Source organism: Luteolibacter sp. LG18 (genome assembly GCF_036322585.1).
GTDB lineage: Bacteria > Verrucomicrobiota > Verrucomicrobiia > Verrucomicrobiales > Akkermansiaceae > Luteolibacter.
Window position 1 is genome coordinate 1,773,548 of the sequence record NZ_AP024600.1, and the last position, 19,405, is coordinate 1,792,952.

Genomic DNA, 19,405 nt, shown 5'->3' on the forward strand with positions numbered 1-19,405 from the left:
CGGGGCGTCGAGGAAAAGCAGGGGGCCTGGAAGGGCTTGCCGTTTTGCCCGATCGTTCGGCGGTTTTGCCGGTGAGAACGGTGGGCGACGGCGGGTAATGTGGAAGAACCCCGATGAACACCCGCCGCCAATTCCTGAAGACCGCCCTCGTGTTGTCCGCCGCCTATCCCTTGCCGCTGATGGCGGCCGGTGGTTCCGGAAAGAAGATCCGGATCGGGATCATCACGGACATCCACAAGGATCTGGTGCCGGATGCGGATGAACGCTTGAAGGCCTTCATGGCGGCGATGGAGCAGGTGAAACCGGATGCGATCATGCAGCTCGGAGATTTCTGCCAGCCGAAGGAGAAGAACCGCGTCTTCACCGATCTCTTCAATGCCTTCACAGGCCCGAAGTATCACGTGCTGGGCAATCATGACATGGACGGCGGTTTCAAGCGCGAGCAGACGATGGAGTTCTGGGACATGCAGGCGCGCTACTACTCCTTCGACCTCGGTGGTTTCCATTTCATCGTGCTCGATGGCAACGACCGGCCGGAGGGTTGGAAGGGCGGCTACCCGCACTACCTCGCGGATGACCAGGTGGCGTGGTTGAAGGCTGACCTCGCGAGGACGAAGTTGAACACCTTCATCTTCTCCCACCAGAGCCTGGAGCGGCCGACGTGCATCGACAACCAGGAGGCGGTGCGCGCGATCTTGGAGGCGGCGAAGACCGCGGACGGGAAGCGGAAGGTGGCCGCGTGTTTCAACGGCCACTGGCACATCGACCACGAGCGCCTCATCAACGGCATCCCGTACATCCATGTGAACTCCGCGTCCTACTACTACCTCGAGGGGAAGTGGAAGAAGGGCAAGGTGGACGCGGAGATGGCGAAGGTTTCTCCCATTTATGCCGCATCGGCGGGTTACAAGGGACCGTTGTTCACGGTGTTGGAGATCGATCCGGCGGCGGGCGAGTTCACGATGCGCGGGAAGAAGACGGAGTGGGACGGGCCTTCGCCGCAGGAACTCGGTTACAAGTCGGGTGAGGTGGAGAACGATTGGCTCAAGCCTGCGATCAGCGAGGTGAAGGGGAGGATTGGGTGAGGGTGGTTTTTTCGTAGCCGCGCTCGGGAGAGCGTGGGTTGGGTGGATTCACCCCTGTTTGTGCAGTTTCAGTCCTGGGTTTGTGTCCGAACTTGGAAGAGTTCCGGGTTCTTCCAAACCGGTGGAATGGTGGGTCCGCTTGACGAGCGCAGGCAGCGTCGTCCCTGACGGGACTTGGATACTTTCCCGGGCGAAGTCCGGTGGCTGGCGCCACCGGCTAGGATGCGTTGCCCTCTGGGCTTGGAAAGGGGTGACTTCAGAGGCGGAGCGGCATGCGAGGATGAGGGTGGATTCACCCCACCCACGCTCTCCCGAGCGCGGCTACAAGAGGGAAAGCGTCAATTCGCGGCGGTCATCGCGGCGGCCGCAGGCCGCTCGGTGGTGGTGACCGGGCCGCGCAGGACGAGGGCCTTGGCCGGGCGGCGGGCGGTGGGGGTGTCGGCGCGGTAGACGATCACTTCCATGCGCGTGCCGTCCGGGGCGGGTTCGAAGGTGGCGGAGTGGACCGGGATCCACGAGCCATCGGCGGCGCGGAAGACAATTTGCAGCGCCTGCCCGGCGGGCGGCGCGGGGCAGAGCCAGACCTTGCCCGCGGCGAGTTCATGGGTGGTCTCGCCGATCTTGATGGCGGCAGTGGTGGGCAGCAGGTTGACGAAGCGGACCTGTCCGGCGGGAAAGGCCTCGGCGCTGTCATCGAGCAGAAGGTTGCGCGGCGTGTCCCAGGTCTTGCCGGGATCGCGCCAGAACAGGGCGAGCTTCGGTTTCGCGCGGAGGGCCTCCGGGATGTCGAGGGTGGTCCAGGTGGCGGCTTGGTCGAGCAGGCTCACGTGGGGAGCGGGCGGGACGTGGGCGAGGGGCGCGGGCTGGCAGAGCGTCAGCGGCACGGCGGGGTTTTCCGCGATGGCGATCTGGTGGGGCGGCAGCGCGCCCTTCTCGGCTTCGATCTCCACGCGGCGGTCGCCCTTCACCTCCTGGCGAAAAGGCGGCGGCTCGCCGAGCGCGAGCAGCCGCATCGGCGGTCCGGTCTTGGCCGCGGCGGCGGGATCCTCAGCGTGCAGGAGGCCGGTGAGGATGAGCAGGGAGAACAGGGATGCTTTCATGATCAGAGGTCGGAGGAGGTCAGCCAGCGGAAGCCGGTGATGGCGAAGCGGCGGCCGAAGTCGGTGGGGCCGCCCGGCTCGGCGGGATTGAGGCCGGTGGTGTCCGGGGTCATCGGATCGGGCAGGCGCTGGACCACGGCCTCGCACCAGGCGCGGGCCTCGATGGCGCCGGACGAACTACGGGATTCACCGTAGGCTCGGATCAGGAAGGTGTCCGAGCGGGCGGCGAGCTGGGGGCCGAGCGGTTGGAGGATGTCGGCCTGGGTAAGCCAGGCGGGCACGCCCCAGGCCTTGCTGGCGGGCATGAGCTGGGGATCGAGGCGGGTGGCGTCGGCGATGTTGTCCTGGGTGTCCGCGTAGTCCTTCAGCTTGTCGCGCACCAGCGGGTAGGTTTGCTCGAAGGGGCTGTTGAGCCCGGCGTTGCGGATCGCGGCCTCGAGCGCGCCGGCCTTGCCGGTTTCGTCCTTGGCGAGGCGGCGGTTGACGAAGTCGGCGAGCGAGAGGAAGGGTCCGCGCTTTTTCACTTCGGCCACGATGGCCTCGGCCAGGCGGGAAACCTCGGCGTCGTTGAGCACGCGGTTGCCACCCCAGGCTTCCTTGCCATTCGGAGCGGCACCGGTTTTCCATTCGCCCGCCGAGGCGTTCAGCAGTCGCGGGAAGATGGTGCCCTCGGCCGAGGTGCCGGTGCCGCGGGTCCCGGCGAGCACCGCCTTCCAAGCGTCCACGCTCGTTGAGTTCACGTTGAAGGCTCCGTCGATGGCCAGCCGGGACGCGGCGCGGTGGAAGTCGGTGAGGTCGGCGCGCGTCTGTGTCGGCTCGCCCGCGGTGTTCACCAAACGCATGCGGCCGTTCGGCAAGGGTGAACCGCTGGCGGCGAAGGATTGCTTTTGCGCCGGGGTGCCGGTGGAGAGGAAGAAGTCGTCCCACAAGGTACGATTCACCTCGTAGGACAGGTCGTGGACCACGGCATCGGTGGCGGGCAGGTTGCCGATGCACCAGCGGCCGTAGAACGCCCATTGCTCGGTGCCCTGGCCGCCGCTGGTGCGGCCGGAGGCGTAGCCGAGCATCGCCTTGGTCCAGCCGTTCAGCGCCTGCTCGGACGCGCCGCGGGCAACGGGCGCGGTGCGATCGGTGCGGTCCTCCAGACGAGGGTCCGGCAGCGAGTTGCCCACGGCGTAGGAGGGATGCCAGACGAACTCGGAGAGCTTCGCGTGCTGGAACTGGGCCAGCGACACCACCCCGGTTTCCTTGCGCGGGACGTCGAAAAGGACCAGCGAGCCGGGTGATTCGAGGGCCTGCCCGAACGGCCACGTTTGCTGAATGCCATCCTTGGGAACGGGCATCATCTCCGGCCACGACACCGCGCCATCGAACAGGTCGCGCGTGTAGGCTCCGAAGAACTGCGGCGCGAGATCGGTGACATTCTCGAACGGGGAACGGACGGCGTAACACGCGCGTGGGTTCCAGTTGCCGAGCGGGGCGATGTCGAAATGGTTGGTGCCCGCGAGCGAGCCGGAGCCAATCTTGTTGGACGGGGTTTCCGTGAACCAGCGGAGGCGGAAGCCATCGCGGGTGCGGACGTCCGGCGGGGAGGCCACCGGGTAGCTGGTGCCGGTGGCGGATTGGATGGTGACGGGCGAGCTGTTGCTCCATTCCACCGGCAACTCGGTGTCGTCGCCATATTGCATCGAGCAGGACACGAACGCGAGTTGCGGCAGCGTCTGGAACGAACCGGTCGAGGACGCGGCACCGTTTTTCCACAGCATGCGGTAATCCTGCGCCTGCAGGCCGGTGGGAGCCTCGCGGAATCGCACCGGCTGCGAGGCGAAGGTCGAGCCGATCGCGACGGTGAAGCCGCGGTCCTGCGAGGGCGGGGTGCTGGCGGAAAGCGCGTTCGAGGACGGATTCGAGCCGTTGTAGGGCTGCTGCTGCACCGGCGAGAACACGGCGCAGGCCCCGGGCTTGAGGGGCACGCCGCCGAGGCCGAAGTAGAAAGCCCCGTTGAGCGCGCCGCTGGAGGCCCAGCTCAGCGTGCGGTTGGACTTGGTGCCATCGGCCAGCGTGACTTCCACGGTCTTGCCGCCGTTGGTGTGGAGCATCAGCGAGCTGGCGGGGACCTGAAGCGTGAGGTTGTAGGGATTCCAGATCACCACGCGCGGGTAGACATGGGCGCGGAGTTGCCAGGAGGGCGTGGCGGTGCCGGAGGACTCGGCCACGAGCTGGTAGTAGATGGAGCCCTCGACCAGCACCGGCGAGATGGATGGCGTGTCGAACTGGCCGATCGCCGCCGGGGCCTTGTTCGTGCCGTCGTAAGAGTCATCGCTGGAAAGCAGGGGCGATCGCTCCGGCGTGGGCGGGACGGCGGCCACATTGCCCGCATCTATCGCATAGCTGGGCGCGTATTGGGCCCAACGGCGCAGCAGGCTGAAACGGGGCGCGGAGGTCTGGTGGCGGGTGTTGCTCCAGGCGAGATCCTCGCGCTGGGCCGCGGTGGCGTTCGCTGGGCCGACCAGCCGGTCGTCATCGGCGAGGCCGGGCGAGACCACCTTGCCTCCGGCGGTGAGATCGGCGATCGCGCCGCTGCCCGCGAGGTAGGCGGTGAGGTCGCGTTTCAGGCGGGCGTGGGCGACATCGACAGGGAGTCCGAGAGAGGTGGTGGTGAAGTCGTGGAACTTCGCCTTGATCGCCTCCGGGCTGGCGGTCGAGGCCAGCTTCTGGGTGGCGGGGGTGACCACCTTGCCCTTCTTCGCTTCCTCGATGTGGAAAGTCTGGTCCACCACCACCGGTTCGTTTTTCTGGGAGGCGAGCCAGTGGTTGTAGCCGCCGTTGCCCGCGTTCGCGGGATCGGGCTGCCTGCCGGTCCAGGCATCGGGCAGGTTGACTTTCGCCTTTTCGCCCTCGTCGCCGACCCACCAGGCGTAGCGGCCCTTGGTGGTGCTCTCGACCGGCACGGAGGGAGCCCAGACGTCGTCCTTGTCGATGCCGGTGGAAACGAGGCGGATCCAATCGCCGCCGCGGCTGGCGGTGCGGGGATCGAGCGCGGCCATCCCTTCCGGGCGGCTCACCAGCCAATCGAGCGTGGTGGTGCGGGGCCAGCCGCCGGTCGCCCGTTCGTCGCGCAGACCGCCATCGCTGTCGTCGCGCTTGATGGGGGTTTCGGTGCCGCCTTTGCCGTTCGGTTTGGAGGCCAGCCAGACACCGGTCCAATGGGGCTGGGCCACGCCCTCGATCTCGGCGGTGGCGGGGTTGCTGTCGAAGAGTCCGGCGGTGGCGCAGACGCGGCCGTCCGGCCCGAGGTTCTTCTGGAGCGATCCGATCGCGAGCTGGAGCGCCATGCGGGCATTGGCACGGGCGATCGCTTGGGCGATCCCGGCCTGGCTGCGGCGTAGCTCGATGGAGGACAGCGAGAGCAAGCCCAGGGCGATCATCGATAGCAGCACCATCATCAGCAGCACGACCATCAGCGAGAAGCCGCCGGGGCTGCGACGCGGGCGCGGCGGATGCAGGGCCGGCACGGAAAAAGTCATCATGCTTGCAGGTTGCCGGTTCGGAGAAAAGGAGGCGATGGCGACCCTGCTAAAACTATTGGCGAAAAGGCAATGAGGCGGTGACTTTTGAAAGAAGCCGCGATCCCATGCGTGGCGATAATGTCAATCGATTGGGGAACAACGTAAGCAGGGGAGCGACGCCGCTTCCCGTATGCTCGGCCTATGTTGAAACGCGTCGCTCCCATTCTTGCCGTCCTCACTCCCATCGCCTGGGCCAATCCCGGTCCCGGAGACACCAATGACTTTCATGGCAAGCGGGTGCTCATCATCGGCATTGATGGATTGCGCTCGGACGCGTTGCAGGCGGCGAAGGCTCCGGTGATCCAGTCGCTGGCGAAATCCGGCTCGGTCACCTGGACCGCGGTGGCGGGCGGCGGCGAAACTGGACCCACGCGCCAGCCGACGATCAGCGGCCCGGGCTGGAGTTCCATTCTCACCGGCACCTGCATCGACAAGCACGGCGTCTCCGGAAACTCGACCAAGCCCGGCATCTACCACGTGGAGCAGGCTCCGCATTTCGCGAAGCGGCTGAAGGAGAGCGTGCCCACCGCGAACGTGGCCTCGATCGTGAGCTGGGGCTGGATCGAGGACTACCTCGTCGCCGCGCAGCCGGAGGTGGTGGACCACCATGAGAAGGGCACCGGCAAGACCTATCCGGAGCGCGATGCGGACGTGAACGCGAAGGCGGTGTCCTACCTCGCCGCGGAGAATCCGGACGTGCTCTTCGTCCACTTCGACCAGGTCGATGGCGCGGGGCATTCCACCGGCTTCTCCACGGAGAATCCCAAGTACATGGACGCGATCACTTCCGTCGATGGATTGGTGGGCGAACTCATGGCCTCGCTCAAGAAGCGGCCGCAGTATGGGAAGGAAAACTGGCTGGTGATCCTCACCACCGACCACGGCGGGAAGAATACCAACCACGGCGGCCAATCGCCGGAGGAGCGGACCATTCCGATGATCGTGGCCGGGAAGTCGGTGCCGAAGCTGGGCGTCTCGAAGGAAACGCCGGGCCAGTTCGTGGTGCCAGCCACCACGCTGCAATATCTCGGCGTGCCGGTGAAGGCGGAGTGGGGTTGGGAACCGGGCACCTTCGGGCTCCAGAAGCCGGCGGTCGCGTCCTCGGTCAAGGACAAGCCGAAGTCCTGAAGCTTCCCGCCTTTGTCAACCATACCGGGGCTTTTGCCAACGAAGGGTCCGGCGGACATCCGTAGATCTGATCCCATGAAATTCCATCAGGTTCTGTTTCCGCTCTGCGCAGCCCTCTCGACCTTCGCCATGGCGAAGCCAGGTCCGGGCGAGGGCAATGACTTCCACGGCAGGCACGTGCTCATCCTCGGCATCGACGGGCTGCGTTCGGACGGCCTTCAGGCCGCGAAGGCCCCGGTGCTCCAAGGGCTCGCCCGCAGCGGCACCTCCTCGATGAAGGCGGTGGCGGGAGGCAACCTGGAGGATGCCACCAAGCAGCCGACGATCAGCGGGCCGGGATGGGTCACGCTGCTCACCGGCAGCTACGCCAACAAGCACGGCGTGGTCGGCAATGGCACCAATGCCTGCGACCAGCAGCCGGTGCCGAAGGGCGGCTCCTACCAGAGCAAGGTGGCCCCGCATTTCGCGAAGTGGCTGAAGGAAGCCGTGCCGACGGCGAGCATCGCCTCGATCACGAGCTGGCCGTGGATCGAGGACTACCTGGTGGCCGTGCAGCCGCAGTACTTCGATGTCCACACCAAGGGCGCGGGAAAAGACTACTTGGCGGCAGATGACGACGTTTCCCGCCAGGCGGCCGAGCTGCTCAAGACCGGCCATCCGGACGTGATGTTCCTGCACTATTCGCAAGTGGATGGAGCGGGGCATTCCACCGGCTTTTCGACCGGGAATCCGGCCTACCTCTCCGCCATCGAGCATGTCGATGGTCTGGTGGGACAGGTGGTGGAGGCCATGAAGGCGCGACCGCAGATCGCCAAGGAGAACTGGCTGGTGGTCGTGGTCACGGACCACGGCGGCAACGGCCGCTCGCACGGCGGGCAATCGGAGGGCGAGCGCGTCATTCCGATGATCGTGGCGGGCAAGGGCAGCTCGGCCCGTGGCATCGTGGAGGAAACACCGGGCCAGCATGTGGTTCCCGCGACCATCTTCGAATTCCTCGGCGTGCCGGTGAAGGCGGAGTGGGGCTGGGAGCCGGGCACCTTCGGCCTGGGCAAGCCGGCCACGGCGGCGGCCCCGCAGGCGAAGCCCAAATCCTGAGCGGGCATCACGGTTTCATGAAGCGGACCTGGGACCACATCATCGTTGGCGGCGGCATCCTCGGGGCATCGTTCGCCGCGGCCCTGCTGGCACAGGGGAAGCGGGTGGCGTTGTTCGAGCGCTATGCGCGTCCGAACGGGGGCTCGGTCCGCAACTTCGGTCTGGCGTGGCCGTTCATCGCGCCGGACCTGGCGTCGGCGCGGCTCGGATTGCGGACCGCGGAGATCTACCGCGGCCTGGCGGGGGAGTTTGATTTCGGCTGGGATCCCTGTGGAGCGCTGCTGGTGGCGGAGACCGCCGCGGAGGCCGCGGTGATCGAGGACTTCCAGAAGCGGGCGGGGGACCATGGGCTGGAGTGCCGGACATTGGAACCGCGCGATGCGATCCGCCATCATCCCCGGTTGCTGAAGGAGGGCATGCAGGGCGCGCTGGTGTTTCCTGAAGCGGGTTCGCTCGATCCGCGGTTGTTCGTCCTCCGTTGGTTGGAATGGCTGAAGGAGAAGCGGGGGCTGGATTATCGGCCCGCGACCACGGTGGTGGGCATCGAGTCCCGCGGTACCGGATGCGTGGTTCGCACGGCGGCGGGGGAGGAGTTCGTCGCGGACCGGGCGCTGGTGTGCGCGGGCGAGGAATTCCAAACGCTGTTTCCGGAGACCTTCGTCCGCAGCGGGATCCGGCGGTGCAAGCTGGCGATGTTCCAGACCGAGCCGCTGGGGCTGCCGCGCGGGATTCCCGGGTTGGCCTTCGGCCGGTCGCTGAGGCACTACCCGATGTTCGCGGAGTCCCCGGCATTCCAGCGGATGCTGGCAGAGTCGACGGATGCCGCATCGGACCGGCTGGGCATCCATCTGCTGGTGAAGGCGGCGAGCGATGGTTCGTTGGTGATCGGGGACTCCCACGAATACACCGCGCCGGACGCACCGCACGATTTCGACCAGTCCTCGGAGGTGGAGCAGCTCTTGTTCCGCCTCGCGCACCGCCACCTCCGCGGTTGCCCGTTCCCGGTGGCGAAGCGGTGGCTCGGCTACTACGCGAAGCACCCGGACAAGCCGTGGATCGAGGAGCAGCCGTTGCCCGGCGTCACCGTGATCTGCGGGCTCACCATCGGGATGTCCGTCGGTCCGGCGTTCGCGGAACAGCAGGCCCAGCGGTGGGCCTGATTGTCGAAAATGTAAACCATCTGGCGATTTTACCATTATTGCGTCACACAACCAATGTTTCACTTTTGTCGTTCCATGAACCCTTCAATCCTATTGGCAGCGGTGTTCGCTGCTTCCGCCCTTGTCACGCAGGCCGAGCCACTCGGCCGGTTCAGTGACGATCCCTCCAAGCTGCGGGTGATGCAGTGGAACATCCTGCACGGCGGGCGCGATGACGGGAAAGAGGAGGGGCCGAAGCGGGTGGTGGACGTCATCCGTGCGGCGAAACCGGACATCGTCTCGATGCAGGAGACGTATGGTTCGGGCGAGTTCATCAGCAAGGACCTCGGCTTCCAGTTCCACCCGCGCGGCACGAACGTCTCGATCCACAGCCGCTATCCGGTGATCGAGGACATTTCGGTCTACAAGGAGTTTTGCTGCTCCGGGGCGCTGCTGGAGCTGCCGGACAAGAGCAAGCTGGCGTTCTACGCGGTGTGGCTCGGCTACAACAAGTCGATCTCGGATCCGGGGTCGCGCGATGGTTTGGACGAAAGCCAGCTTCTCGCCGCCTGCAAGGCGTCCGGGACGGACATCGCGGGCATCCTGTCCGGGATCGCGGAGCGCTTGAAGGATCCGAAATACAAGGACGTGCCGGTGATGATCTGCGGGGACTTCAACAGCATGTCGCATCTCGACTACACCGCGGAACACAAGGACCAGTTCGGCGTGGTGATCCGCTGGCCCACCAGCGTGGCAATCACGGAGGCGGGGTTCACGGACTCCTACCGCGAGGTGACTCCGCGGGTGGACCGCCGGAAGGACCGGACCTGGTCGCCGCGGTTCCCGGAGCAACTTCCTGACCGGATCGACTACATCTACTACAAAGGCAGTCGTTGGAAGGCGGTGTCGAGCGTGGTGGAGGAATCCCACCCGGTGAAGTTCCCGTCCGACCACGCCGCGCTCATCACGGACTTCCAGCTCCGCTGACGGTCCTGTCTTGGAACCCCCTTCCGATCGACTTTGATCACATCCGTTTCAGTTCAGGAGGACTTCTCCCGCCCGGAGGAGGAAGCCCATGTCGCCGGGATTCTCCAGCGCCTGGAGCAGCTCCGCCGGGGCATCCTTGCCCGCGGAGGCCCGGATGGCACGCTGCTGGAGGAGTCCGGCTGCGTGTTCCTCACTTTCTGGGATTTCGATGGCACGATCCTGAAGGGGGACTGTTGCGAGGGTCTTTCGGACGCGGGCAGGCAGGTATACAGCGGCTTGCTGGAAGAGGTGATCCTCGCGGGACACGCCAAGGCCTATCCGGCCACCGAGCTGGGCGTGGCCCGCGGGCTGGCCGACTACCGGCGGCTCGAGCGCGAGGTCGGCGCATGGGCTGCCTATCCGTTTCTGGCGAAGGCGATGGGCGGCGCGCGCGAGCATGAGGTGGTCGCGCTGGCGGCCCGCCATTTCCGCGAGCGGCAGATCGGGCATGTTTTCGAATCCTCGGCCCGCATCATCGAAACGCTGCGCGCATCCGGCGTGGCGGTGCACGTGGTTTCAGCGAGCCCGGACGTGTTCATCCGCGGGATCGTCGCGGAGCTGGGGCTGGAGATTTCGTGCTGCCGCGGCATCCGCACCGAGATCCACCATGGCTACTTGTCGGATTGTCTCGACCATCCGGTGACCTACGGCGCGGGGAAAACCGCGGCGGTGATCGAGGAGATCGAACGCGCGCGCGGCGCGAATCCTGGCAAGCAGGTGTTCGTGCTGGCGGCTTTCGGCAACAGCTACCACACCGACGGACCCTTTCTTGAACATGTCGCCGCGTTGCCTTTGCCATGCGGCCGACCGCTGGCCGTGATGATCAATGGCGACCTCCGCAGCCATGTGGAGGGGCGCTCGTTCCTGCACGTGAAGCAGGATCTTGTGCGTGGCACCGCAAGGTTCCAAGGCTGACAAAAAAATCCCGGGGCTGTGGTGAAATAGCCAATGGTTTTAGCCAAACGACCATTGTGAGGACCGGAAGGAGAGGAGCACGATGCGAGCCTACCCACAGCTCCTTCGTTCCTCATGAAACCTTCCCGCCTCTTCCTGTGTTTCCTGCTTTCAGCTTCCCCCTCGCTGGCCGCCAGCGTCACGTGGAACGAAGCCGGCCCTTCCAACAACTGGAACACCACTGACGCCAACTGGACCGGCGGGGCTTCCGTTTTCACCACGGGTGACAGCGCGACCTTCGGTGCGGCCACCGGCGAAACGGTCACCGTCGATGCAGCGGGTGTGACTCCCGCTGCCACCAGCATCACCGGAAACGGCAGCTACACCCTCAGCGGCGGCTCCATCCTCGGCGGCACACTGTCGAAGGCGGGGACGGGGACGTTGACCCTGTCCGCGGCGAACTCCTTCTCCGGCGTGACCATTTCCAACGGCACCTTGTCCCAGACGACTGGCGCGATCTCGACCTCGCTGGTGACTTCCGGAAACCACACTGCGCTCGGCACCGGTCCGATTTCCTTCACCTACACCGCGGGCATCACGCCGCTGTTTTTCGGGGCGACCGGCACCCTGTCCAATGCGATCACGCTGCCGTCCGCGAACGTGGAAACCCGCTTTTCCGGCAGCGCGGCCGGCCGCATCACCACCTTCTCGGGGCTCATCTCCGGCGGCAATGCCTCGGCCACCCTGCGGCTCGACAACAACACCAGCGCGGGCGTGGGACGGTTCAAGTTCACCAACGCTTCGAACAGTTTCACGATGAGCCGTTTCCTCATCAACCGCGGCGGCCTCGAGTTCACTAGCGACGGCGCGCTGGGCAATGCCAACAATGACCTCACCCTGGACGTCACATCCAGCAACGACGGCACCGGCCTGATCTTCGGCGCGGACAACATCACGCTCAATACCGCGCGCGCCGTTTCCGTGCTCACCACCACGGTGATCAACACCCAGGCTTTCACCGGCAGCCGGATCGATGGTCCGATGACGGTGACCGGGCAGACCCTTAAAACGGGCACCGGCAACCTGATCCTGAATGGCACCGGTTCGGGCACCGGTGGATTGCAGGTCAACGCTGGCAGCGTGCAGGTCGGCATCGGTGGCACCACCGGCTCGATCACCACGCCGGTGAACCTGAACGGCGCGACCACCTCGCTCACGTTCAAGCGCAGCGACGCGGTGACCTACGCGGCGGTGGTTTCGGGCACGGGCAGCTTCGTCCAGGATGGCACTGGTGCACTCACGCTCTCCGGGGTGAACACCTACACCGGAGCCACCACCGTCAACTCCGGAACGCTGAACCTCACCGGTAGTTCGACCTCCACCGCGATCGCGGTGGCGGGTGGCACGTTGAACGTGACGGGCACCACCGCGGCGGCGGCGACGCTCGGGATCAGCGGCGGAACGTTCAAGTTCGGTGCTGCGGCCGACCCCATCGGCAGCTTCACCACCGCCTCGCTCACCCAATCCGCGGGCAGCCTGTCCCTCGACATCTCGGGCGCCACGAAGGATCTCCTGACGGTGAACGGGAACTACACCACGACCGGTGGCGGCATCACGGTGAATGTGCTGGCGACTCCCAGCATCGGCGTGGCGTATCCGTTGGTGAACTACACCGGGACCCTTTCGGCGCAGCCGCCGGTGAGCTTCACCGGCCTGGGTGGCAGCCGTCTGGCGGGCACCGTGGACTATGGATCGGGCACGAACAGCTCGATCAGCGTGACGTTCAACGGCGTGATCGGAGTGCTGGGGTGGACCGGTGCGAACGGTACGGCCTGGGACACCACCACACAGAACTGGTCGAACGGCGGTAGCCCGGACACGTTCTTTCAGCAGGATATCGTGCTCTTCGATGACAACGCCGCGAACTTCACGCCCGTGTTGTCCGGGACGCTCCAGCCGGGCAGCATCAACTTCAACAACCTCACGCACACCTACACCCTTTCCGGATCCGGTGCCTTGGATGGATCGGGTACCCTGAACGTCGCGGGGGGCGGCACGGTGGTGATCGCGAACAACAACACGTTGACGGGCACGACCACCATTTCGGCGGGCGTTCTCCAGCTTGGTGCCGGCGGAACCTCCGGCAGCCTGGGCACGGGCTCGATCGTCAACCAGGGCAGCCTGGTGCTCAACCGCTCGGACTCGGCCGTTCTCGCGAACGCGGTGACCGGCGTGGGCACCATCACCCAGGCGGGCATCGGCACCACGGTGGTCACCGGCACCCTCGATTCCTCCGGCCTCATCTGGGTGGCAGGGGGCACCCTGCAGATCGGCAACGGCGGCACCACGGGAGCGATCGGGACCAATCCCTCCGGCATCCAGGTGGATACCGCCCTGGTGGTGAACCGCAGCTCGGCGACCTCGATTGCCGCACCGATCAGCGGGATCGGCACCCTGACCAAGCAGGGAGCGGGCGCGCTGACCTTGTCCGGCTCCAACACGTTCAGCGGTGCCACCACCATCACCGGTGGATCGGTGGTGATGGCCAATCCGGACGCGCTGGCCGGCAGCGCGGTGGTGTTCAATGGCGGACAGATCGGATTCAACTTCGGCAACGGCACGACCACCACGGTCAGCCACAACTTCACCCTTCCCGCCACCGGCCAACAGCAGTTCATCGTCACCGCCCCGTCCGCGGTGACCACGGTGCGGCTGACCGGCAAGCTCAGCGGCGGGACCGCGGGCCAGCAATACCGTCTGGTGGACTCCAATGTCGGAGGCAACCACAACAACGTGCTGATCCTCGACAACCCGGCCAACGACTTCAAAGGCCGCATCGAGATCTGGCGCGGATCGCTGGTCTTCACCTCCAACGAGGCGCTGGGCGATCCGGCCAACACCATCCGCCATGAATCGGAGAATCTGAACGGCGCGCTGCGTTTCGGTGCCGACAACATCGTGTTGCCTCCCGCCCGCGCGATTGATCTGGGTGGCAATGACGACCCGATCGACGTGCAATCCTACACCGGCACCATCCAGGGGCCGATCAGCGGCGCGGGCCGTTTCGTGAAGCAGGGCACCGGTCGTCTGATCATGCCCGGGGCAATGACGACCACCGCGGTTTCCTCGGTCGCCGCCGGCACCCTGCAGGTGGATGGCACCTGGTCCACCTCCACCGCGGCGCTCACCGTCGCGGCGGGCACGCTGACCGGCACCGGCACGATCAACCGGCCGGTGACCGTCAATGGCACCGTGGCGCCGGGCAATGGCGTGGGCACCCTGACGGTCGGCAATACCGCCACCTTCGCCGCGGGCTCGACCTTGAATGTCGATCTGGGGGATTGGACCGGCAGCGCTGGCACCGGCTACGACCAGCTTTCCGCAACGGCGGTGGCCATCACCGCCACCGCGGCTTCGAAACTCACAGTGCATGTCGATGCTTCCGCGCTGGCGAACTTCACCGACGTGAACAAGACCTTCGTGATCGCCACCGGCACGCAGAGCGGCCTTGTCGCCGACAACTGGACGGTGACCACCACCGGCTTCTCCGGAGCAGGCACGTGGAAGCTGCAGGTCAATGGCAACCAGCTCGAGCTGGCCTACACGCTGGGCACCGCCTTCGACACCTGGGTCAACAACTACGGCACGCTGCCCGCCAACAAGCGCGGACCGCTGGATGATTACGACAACGATGGCGTGCCGAATCTGATCGAATACGTGCTCGGCGGGGATCCGACGCTCGCGGACAATGGGACCATCGGCTCCACTGTCCAGACCTCTGGAAACAACCTCGTCTTCACCTACCACCGCGGTGACGACACCGAGACGGACACCACCCAGGTGGTTCAATACGGCAGTGACTTCACGGGCTGGACGGATGTGCCGATCGGTGCTTCCAGCGGCGGTCTGGTGACCATCGCGGAGAACGGCGGTGGCGCGGACACCGTGACCGTGACGATTCCGATGGGGTCCAATCCAAAGCTCTTCGCCCGCCTCAAGGTGACGAAGAGCGGGTCCTGAGATTTCATGGATGAGAGACCGGGTCGGTGGCTTGGAGGAGCGCCGGCCCGGTTTTTATCTCGTCAGTCCGCGTCTTCCGGCAGGCTTGGCAGCATCACCGTGAAGGCGGTTTCGTCTCTTTGGCCCGGCTCCTCCAACTGGATTTGCCCACCGTGGGCGCGGACGATCTCCTGGCACAGGCTCAGGCCCAATCCATAGCCGGCTCGCACCCGTGCTTCGTCGGTGCGGTAGAAGCGTTCGAAGATCCGTTCCCTTTCCCCCTCCGGGATTCCTGGCCCGCTGTTGGAAACAGTCAACCGTACCCACGGGCTCTCATGGGCGAGGGTGCAGGTGAGGGAGCCTCCGGCGGGGCTGAACTTGGCGGCGTTGTCGAGCAGGTTCAGAACCACGCGGCGCAGCAGGATTGAATCGCCGGAGACCCGGCAGCCGGGTTCCACGCGGGTGGTCATGGCCAGGCCGCGGCTGGAGGTGAGTAGTTCGACATCTTCGCAGGCTCCGGCGACCAAGGTGCTGAAGTCTACGGTTTGACGACCCGGGGTGTAGGCCCCGGCGTCCAGGCGGGCGAGCAGCAGCAGCCGCTCTGTGATGTGATCCAGCCGCGAGATTTCCTCCTGTTGACTCACCAGTTTTTCTTCGATCCGGACCGGCAGATCGGGGAGGGAGAGCAGGCCTTCGATTTCCCCTTTCATGATCGTGAGCGGGGTTCGCAGCTCATGGGAGGCGTCGGCCGCGAAGCGTTCGGCCTGGCGCAGGCCCTTTTCGAGGCGATCCAGCATGTCGTTGATGACATCCGTCAACTGGCCGATCTCGTCGTTCGCCGAGGTTTTCGGCAGCCGTTTGGTCAAGGCCTGGGCACCGATGCCCCGGGCCGCCTCGGTGGCTTCCCGCACCGGTGCCAGGACCCGTCCGGCCACGATCCATCCGGCGACGGCCGTGAGGATGATCGCCAGTGGCATGGTGACGGAAAACGCGGCGAGGAGTTCGATGAGCTGCTCCTGCACCTCCACCAGTTCGTAGGCGACGACCACCGGCCGGGTGCCGACATTGAATGAATAGGCCCGCCAATAGCCGCCCGGGCTGGAGAAGGTCCTGGGCCTCCGGCTGGCAAGCGCCTTGGCGATGATCTCATGGGGCACCATGGTCGGGCCATTGATCCGGTGGTCCTCCTCCTGGACCAGATAGTAGAGGACCATCGGCTGGCCGGGCGTATCGTGGATTTGCCATCCGCCGCCGAAGGCGTCGGCCTTGTGGGTGTGGCCGATCCGGGCGGATTCCGCGTGGATCGCCAGATCGGCAATCTCGGCCTGCCCGGCATAGAAGCTGAATAAGGAGCCGATCGAGAACACCAGCAGGGAGGCACCGGTGACGGCGGCGGTCCCGGCGGAGATCTTCCAGCGGATCGGCAGGGGCTTCATGGTGCTTTCATCATATAGCCGGTGCCACGGACGGTGTGGATCAGTTTCACCGCATGCTCCTCGTCCACCTTCCGGCGGAGGCGCTGGATTGCCACGTCCACCACGTTCGTGCCGGGGTCGAAATGATAGCCCCAGACGTGCTCGCAGAGCTGGGTGCGGGTGAAGACGCGGCCGGGGCTGCCGAGGAAGAGCAGCAGCAGTTCAAGCTCGCGGGCGGTCAGTTCGATCCGCAGTTCGTCGCGTTTTACCTCGCGGGTCTGGAGATTCACGGTGAGGTCGCCGCAGCGGATCATGGTCACGCTTTCCCCGGAGCGCCGGCGGGCGAGCGCTTTCAGGCGGGCGACGAGCTCGATCATCGAAAACGGCTTGGCAAGGTAGTCATCCGCGCCGTGGTCGAGGCCCTGTACGCGGTCGTCCACGTCACCGCGGGCGGTGAGGATGATCACGGGCACCGGGTTGCTGCTCCTGCGGAGTTCCTTCAAAATTCCAAGGCCGTCGAGGCCGGGTAGCATGAGGTCCAGCACCAGTGCCTCGTAGGAGCCGGCGGTTGCCAGAGCCAAGCCCTCGTTGCCGTCGTGGCAGATTTCGGCCTCCCAGCCCTGTTCGGCGAGACCGCTTTGGATGAAGGCAGCCACCTTTCTTTCATCTTCGACGACAAGTATCCGCATCTCGCGGCACCTTGCCCGTCTGATCCGGGGATCGCGAGGGTAAAAGGGTCCCAGACGGTCATCCCTTATTACCATTTCGTCATTTTCTCGCTCTCGCAGGGGGGCTCTGGCATGAGTTTGACTCACGTTCAGAAGACCGCCCCATGGAGCCTGCCGAACCTGAGATCGCCGCCACCGCCGTGCCGTTTCCCGGCCCGTTCGTTTCTGCACGGCCGGCGGTTCGGAGGAAGCCCCGCCTGCGGTTCTGGCGGGATGTCCGGAGCGAGTTGGGGGGGCTGAAAAGGGCGTGGCGGCGCGGCCACCTGAAGCTGTGGGCACTTGTGGGGTTGATTGTCAGTGCTTTGCTGGTTTGGCAGGTGGACGGTCCTTGGTTGACGGCGATCACGACCCACCTTCGTACGTGCCCGCCGAAGCAGGCACTTGCGGAGATTGGATTTTGCCGGTGGGTGAATGTGGCGGGTGATTTCGGCTTCACAGCCCTGATTTTCGTCGTGCTGGCGGCGATCCACTCGGTGCATCGGACCGCGTTTCTCCGGAAGCTGGTGGTGAGCGTGCTGGTTTCGGCGTTGGTGGTGGGGGCAGTGGGGCGGGTGATCAAGTTCACGGTGGGCCGGGCGCGGCCGCGGGAAATGGTGCGCCAGAATCTCCAGCCGTGGTCCTGCGTGGGGCCTTCCTTCAGCTCGAACTACAACAGCTTTCCTTCCGGGCACTCCTCCTTTGCCGCCGCGGGGACGACCCCGGTGCTGATGGCAGTGCCGTGGGCCGGGGTGCCGCTCACGGTGTGCTCGCTGGTGATCGGGGGCTCACGGGCAGTGGGCACCTACCACTATCCCTCGGATGTGGTGGCGGGCCTGTGGCTCGGAGCCATGGTTGGCGGTGCTTCCGGGCTCCGCCTCCGGCGGATGGCGAAACGTGCGCAACGGATCGCCGCCTTCCGCGTCGGCTGATCAGTGGATCTTGGTGGGCGTTCCGCCGCGGCGGAATTCTCCCGGGGTGGTGCCGGTGGTGCGCTTGAAGAAGCGGCAGAGTTCATCGGCCGCGCCGAATCCGAGATCGCCCGCGATCCGATCGATCGTCCAGTTGGTACGGCGCAGCTTGTCGCAGACGATCTGGGCGCGCTGGCGGTCGATTTCTTCCTTCGGCGTGCGACCGAGCACGGTCTGGAACCGTTGGCGCAGGAGCTCACGGGAAACGCCCGCGGTGCGACAGAGCTCCTCCACGCTCACGCCGCGCTCGGGCACGGTGCCGCGGATGAAGCGCATCGCCTTGGTGACGACCTCGTCCGGCAGTTCCACCAGGCCGGTGGACTCGCGGAGCGTGAGTTGGACCGGTTTCACCAGGGTCCGGGTGCCCTCCGGCACCTGCTCGCCCTGCATCATCCGCATCAGGAGCTGGGTGGCCTGGCTGCCGATCAGGCGGCCGGGGTAGCGCACGCTGCTCAGCGCCGGGCGGGTCACGCTGCAGTGGACCATGTCGTCCGCCACGCCCAGCACCGGCACGTCCTCCGGGCAGCGCAGGCCCAGGGTCGCCAGCGCGCGCACGGCGCAGACGGCGGAGATGTCATCTTTCGCGAAGAGCCCGATGGGGGGCTCCAGTTTTGCCAACAGCCGCCACGCGAGGTCCTCGATCTTCCGGGCACGGTCCGCGTCCGGATAGTGGGAAGCGGGCACCTCCAGCACCTGAACGTCGTAGCCGTTCCGGCCGATCTCGCGGCGGAACGATTCCAAGCGCTCCGTCGAGTAGCGGCGGTGGGGATCGTGCCAGTAGGCGAAGCGCTTCAGGCCCAGCGTGAGCAGGTGGCGGGCGGCCATCGTTCCGGCGGCATCATTGTCGAGGGTGACGCGCGGGAACACCGGGCAATTGAGTGGATGCTCGGCACTGAGGTTCACCACCGAGATGCCCTTGCGCTTCCATGCCACCGCTTCCGCCGCCGTGTAACGGTAAACCAGCAGGCCGTCGCCTTCCCAGGATTCGTCGATGCGTACCGGAGCAAGGTCGCCGCCGCTGGGCTGCTCGAACTCCAGCTCGATGTCGTTGCCGGAGCGCGCCACCTCCAGGATGCCGGGAAAGAGACGGTAGCCGAAACCCTGCGACCAATCGATCAATCGCACCCCCACGCGGTAGCGGCGCTTCAATTCAGGCAGGCTGGCATTCCGTCGTCCTCGCATAACAAATCAATCCACGGGTCTTGTAAATTTGCCAAAGCCATTTGCCAAGTGCTCAGAGCGGAAATGGGGGAGTCGAGTCTCGAGGCGGAGTTTGCTGG

The 19,405-nt window shown here is 65.8% G+C and carries 13 protein-coding genes; 8 read left to right on the top strand and 5 right to left on the bottom strand.

The window, feature by feature from the left end; translation table 11 throughout:
• Positions 1–113 precede the first annotated feature (113 nt).
• Positions 114–1,085: a metallophosphoesterase gene (locus tag llg_RS07430; RefSeq protein WP_338289094.1), complete on the top strand. Its 972-nt coding sequence runs from the start codon at positions 114–116 to the stop codon at positions 1,083–1,085.
• A 338-nt stretch (positions 1,086–1,423) separates the two neighbouring features.
• Here llg_RS07430 and llg_RS07435 read toward each other — a convergent pair whose 3' ends face one another.
• Positions 1,424–2,185, bottom strand: coding sequence for a hypothetical protein (locus llg_RS07435; protein WP_338289095.1), 762 nt, complete (start codon positions 2,183–2,185; stop codon positions 1,424–1,426).
• 2 nt (positions 2,186–2,187) lie between these two features.
• On the bottom strand, positions 2,188–5,715 hold the full coding sequence (locus tag llg_RS07440) for a hypothetical protein (RefSeq protein WP_338289096.1): 3,528 nt from the start codon (positions 5,713–5,715) through the stop codon (positions 2,188–2,190).
• A gap of 180 nt (positions 5,716–5,895) precedes the next feature.
• Here llg_RS07440 and llg_RS07445 point away from each other — a divergent pair, with 180 nt between their 5' ends.
• The 6 genes from llg_RS07445 (at position 5,896) to llg_RS07470 (ending at position 15,056) form a co-directional block, all read left to right on the top strand.
• A complete protein-coding gene (locus tag llg_RS07445; protein ID WP_338289097.1) occupies positions 5,896–6,882 on the top strand; it encodes an alkaline phosphatase family protein in 987 nt (328 codons plus the stop codon).
• 75 nt (positions 6,883–6,957) lie between these two features.
• Entirely contained in the window at positions 6,958–7,977 is a 1,020-nt protein-coding gene (locus llg_RS07450; protein ID WP_338289098.1) for an alkaline phosphatase family protein, read from the top strand.
• 17 nt (positions 7,978–7,994) lie between these two features.
• Entirely contained in the window at positions 7,995–9,137 is a 1,143-nt protein-coding gene (locus llg_RS07455; protein WP_338289099.1) for a TIGR03364 family FAD-dependent oxidoreductase, read from the top strand.
• A gap of 75 nt (positions 9,138–9,212) precedes the next feature.
• Complete coding sequence (locus tag llg_RS07460) at positions 9,213–10,103, top strand: endonuclease/exonuclease/phosphatase family protein (RefSeq protein WP_338289100.1); 891 nt, start codon at positions 9,213–9,215, stop codon at positions 10,101–10,103.
• Between the two features lie 33 nt (positions 10,104–10,136).
• Positions 10,137–11,057, top strand: a complete 921-nt coding sequence (locus tag llg_RS07465) for an HAD family hydrolase (RefSeq protein WP_338289101.1) — start codon at positions 10,137–10,139, stop codon at positions 11,055–11,057.
• 114 nt (positions 11,058–11,171) lie between these two features.
• Complete coding sequence (locus llg_RS07470; protein ID WP_338289102.1) at positions 11,172–15,056, top strand: autotransporter-associated beta strand repeat-containing protein; 3,885 nt, start codon at positions 11,172–11,174, stop codon at positions 15,054–15,056.
• Between the two features lie 62 nt (positions 15,057–15,118).
• Here the strand turns inward: llg_RS07470 and llg_RS07475 are convergent, their stop codons facing one another.
• Both llg_RS07475 and llg_RS07480 read right to left on the bottom strand, forming a co-directional pair.
• Entirely contained in the window at positions 15,119–16,471 is a 1,353-nt protein-coding gene (locus llg_RS07475) for an ATP-binding protein (protein WP_338289103.1), read from the bottom strand.
• Complete coding sequence (locus llg_RS07480) at positions 16,468–17,106, bottom strand: response regulator transcription factor (RefSeq protein WP_338289104.1); 639 nt, start codon at positions 17,104–17,106, stop codon at positions 16,468–16,470. The genes llg_RS07475 and llg_RS07480 overlap by 4 nt, the downstream gene beginning before the upstream one ends.
• 176 nt (positions 17,107–17,282) lie before the next feature.
• Between llg_RS07480 and llg_RS07485 the strand changes: the two genes are divergently transcribed.
• A complete protein-coding gene (locus llg_RS07485) occupies positions 17,283–18,086 on the top strand; it encodes a phosphatase PAP2 family protein (RefSeq protein WP_338289105.1) in 804 nt (267 codons plus the stop codon).
• On the opposite strand, the gene llg_RS07490 is transcribed toward llg_RS07485, so the two are convergent.
• Positions 18,087–19,307 carry a XylR family transcriptional regulator gene (locus tag llg_RS07490; protein ID WP_338289106.1) on the bottom strand — a complete coding sequence of 407 codons (1,221 nt, stop codon included), beginning with the start codon at positions 19,305–19,307 and terminating at the stop codon, positions 18,087–18,089.
• Positions 19,308–19,405 lie beyond the last annotated feature (98 nt).

Coding starts and splice junctions, on each gene's coding strand:
- llg_RS07470 (WP_338289102.1), top strand. CDS start 11,172: ATGAAACCTTCCCGCCTCTTCCTGTGTTTCCTGCTTTCAGCTTCCCCC.
- llg_RS07445 (WP_338289097.1), top strand. CDS start 5,896: ATGTTGAAACGCGTCGCTCCCATTCTTGCCGTCCTCACTCCCATCGCC.
- llg_RS07460 (WP_338289100.1), top strand. CDS start 9,213: ATGAACCCTTCAATCCTATTGGCAGCGGTGTTCGCTGCTTCCGCCCTT.
- llg_RS07435 (WP_338289095.1), bottom strand. CDS start 2,185: ATGAAAGCATCCCTGTTCTCCCTGCTCATCCTCACCGGCCTCCTGCAC.
- llg_RS07440 (WP_338289096.1), bottom strand. CDS start 5,715: ATGATGACTTTTTCCGTGCCGGCCCTGCATCCGCCGCGCCCGCGTCGC.
- llg_RS07485 (WP_338289105.1), top strand. CDS start 17,283: ATGGAGCCTGCCGAACCTGAGATCGCCGCCACCGCCGTGCCGTTTCCC.
- llg_RS07455 (WP_338289099.1), top strand. CDS start 7,995: ATGAAGCGGACCTGGGACCACATCATCGTTGGCGGCGGCATCCTCGGG.
- llg_RS07490 (WP_338289106.1), bottom strand. CDS start 19,307: ATGCGAGGACGACGGAATGCCAGCCTGCCTGAATTGAAGCGCCGCTAC.
- llg_RS07450 (WP_338289098.1), top strand. CDS start 6,958: ATGAAATTCCATCAGGTTCTGTTTCCGCTCTGCGCAGCCCTCTCGACC.
- llg_RS07430 (WP_338289094.1), top strand. CDS start 114: ATGAACACCCGCCGCCAATTCCTGAAGACCGCCCTCGTGTTGTCCGCC.
- llg_RS07475 (WP_338289103.1), bottom strand. CDS start 16,471: ATGAAGCCCCTGCCGATCCGCTGGAAGATCTCCGCCGGGACCGCCGCC.